General features: G+C 47.1%; 3 protein-coding genes. All 3 read right to left on the bottom strand.

Annotated elements, in window-relative coordinates; all coding sequences use genetic code 11:
- Positions 1-889 (bottom strand): FecCD family ABC transporter permease (locus AC1DSE_RS33970; protein WP_477528979.1); only part of this gene is annotated, 889 nt, incomplete at its 3' end.
- Positions 890-901: 12 nt separating this feature from the next.
- Positions 902-1849 (bottom strand): heme ABC transporter substrate-binding protein IsdE, encoded by a 948-nt coding sequence (gene isdE / locus AC1DSE_RS33965; RefSeq protein WP_477511062.1) that lies wholly within the window; start codon positions 1847-1849, stop codon positions 902-904.
- A 115-nt stretch (positions 1850-1964) separates the two neighbouring features.
- The coding region (locus AC1DSE_RS33960) for an S-layer homology domain-containing protein (RefSeq protein WP_477528978.1) at positions 1965-2714 on the bottom strand (750 nt) is incomplete at its 5' end.

Below are 2714 nucleotides of genomic sequence, written 5' to 3'. Positions count from 1 at the left end.
GGGCTAAAAGAGTACGGCCAAGCGTATCCGCAGTCAAAATGAGCCATGCTCCGCCAATCGCAGAGAAAGGCAGCAGCACTTTATGGTCTGAGCCAATGAGCAGCCTCGCGATATGTGGGACGAGCAAGCCGACAAACACGATTAACCCGCCAATAGCTGTTGCAACAGAAGCCAAAAGCACGGCAACAACCGAAACGAGCAGCCTTACTTTCATAACAGACATACCAAGATTTTGAGCGGTTCGATCCTGCAAAACAAGCGTATTGCACCATGAGCCAAGCAGCATCGAGAGTAACAAGCCTACACCGCCATACAGCGCCAATATATGTACATCATCCCAGGTTTTCATTGTAAAAATAGAGGAAATCGCTTGATTCACGCTAGTTACCGCATAGCTGCCGCGATAATTAAAAGACTGCCCCAAACCTGTAAATGTAGCATTAACTGCAACACCGACCAGAATAAGCCGAAGCGGACTGAGTCCAGAGCGCCACGAAAGCGAATAGACCAATAGACAAGCTATTGCTCCTCCAACAAATGAAAACAGCGGCATCCAAAAAAACAATGTCGGGAATATTGTTACGAGCAGCAAAGAAACCAAGCCTGCTCCTGATGAAATGCCGATAACACCTGCGTCCGCCAGCGGATTGCGCATTACGGCTTGCAGCAGTACACCAGACACGGCTAGCGCAGCCCCTGTCAGTAAAGCAACGATTATACGCGGTAGCCGCAGGTCGCGAACAACCTCCACCTGTTCACTTGGCGAGCCAAGCAACCCTTTCATGAGTTCAACAAATCCTACGCTGATGCTTCCAGTTGTCATGGAGTATACGATGGTTGCCAAAAGGAGCAGCGTAATTGCGATGAAGCTGAATATTGTTTTTGGCATGAAAAAACATCCTTATTTATAATCCTGATAAAGCATTGGAGCGAGCGCGGTTAGTGCTTTGACAACAGCCAAATTGCCCGTCGTGCCAAATAAAGTTTCTTCCAGATCATATACACGCCTCGTCTTTACCGCTTCAAAATGCTTCCAGATATCATTTTTTTTGAATTCTTCATCGAACATTTTCACTACCTCAGCCGGCATGCCATGCGCTGCTCGCAAAATGACATCCGGATTCGCCTTCTGCAAATATTCCGTATTGGAAGCCAAAAATTCAACCTGCTCGCCCTGCACGATATTTAATCCCCCAAGCAAACGAACAAGATCTCCAATGTAAGAGTGCTCCGTCGCAACCAAATAACTGCCGGGCACACCAAGCAGGATCAGCACAGTCGGTTTTTCTCTTCCTTCTGTATTCCGAGTGATGGCAGCCAGCATTTCCTGCTGTTCATTTACGATTGCAGCAGCCTGAGTTTCCCGCCCATACCGTTCTCCGAGCGCTGTAATTTCAGCTTGCATGCTAGAGATACTCGTTAAATTCAGAAAATCAGCCTTTAACCCTGCACTCTCAAATACAGGCTCCAGCTCATATTGCAGCGTCGAGACAGACAGCACCTCCGTCGGCTTCAGGGATTTAACCATTTCCATATCAGGACTCATTGGATTTCCGACTTTAGTAATATTGGTGTAACGCTCCGGTAGCGTTTTCACACTTTTCGGTATACCAACTAAATCAAGCTCAAGCGCATCCATAATTTGTGTAATCGCTACGGTTGTTGACACGATGCGTTGGCTAGACTCCTCGGATACAGAGCCCGAAGCCGCTACTTTTGCCAAAGAGTTTGTAGACGGCGCAGCAGTTGGCGCTGCTGTCGAGCCGCTTCCCGCTCCAATCGTTCCGCAGCCTGCCATCATCGCAGCAAGTAACAGCAGAGATAACCCCTTCATAAATCGATAGCGCATTTCATTCTTACCTCCTTAAAAAAACAGCACAGAGGACACCCGCTAATCAGGGTCCTCCTATGCCATCTGTTTAAATCACCCGCTTCAAACTTTGTCCTTCCTTTCTTTCTGCTGCTTATGCCGTTTTAGCCTCTTCTTGTTCTGCTGCTTTCGTTTCCAAATAATCGACAGCACGCAAAACGAGAGTAATCGCCTCAGCTCTTGTTGCGGACTTCGTTGCTCCAAACTGATTTTGATCCAGTCCCTTAATTAATCCGTACTTCACTGCCGTAGCAATGTAAGCCTTAGCGTAGGAAGGAATTTCCGCTACATCCGCAAAATTAAGCGAATCCGCTGCTTCCAGCGGCAAATGAAGTGCTCTTACGATCATGACTGCAATTTCCGTACGGTTTACATTTTGCGTTGGACGGAATGTCTGATCCTCATAGCCATTAATAATGCCTGCTGCTACCGCTTGCTCGATAAAGGACTGTGCCCAAGTAGGAATGTTTTTCATATCTGCAAAAGCTGTTGAAGCGTTCTTGCCTTCCAGCTTCAGAGCTCTGCCGAGAATAACCGTCCACTCTGCACGATTGACCGTTGCATTCGGTTTAAAGCTTCCATCCGGATAACCCTGAACGATGTTTAGCTTCAATGCGCGATTAATGGCATCTTTCGCCCAGTTGTTTGCTAAATCTTTAAATGCAGCCGTTGCATCTTTGCCAGCCAGCTTATCTTTTTCCTCTTGTTCCTTTTTCTTTTTCTCAATTTCTTCTGACGTCTCTCTTGGCACCACAGAGCCAAATGAATCAGAGTCCCAGCTTGCTACTGGCGTTATTGCCCCAAGCTGAATTTGAATGCTGTATTCATGATGGTACTTCACTTC

It is taken from the genome of Paenibacillus sp. 01L418 (assembly GCF_056400045.1).
Note: the sequence above shows the minus strand (reverse complement) of the source record. Positions and strands in the feature narration are given on the sequence as shown.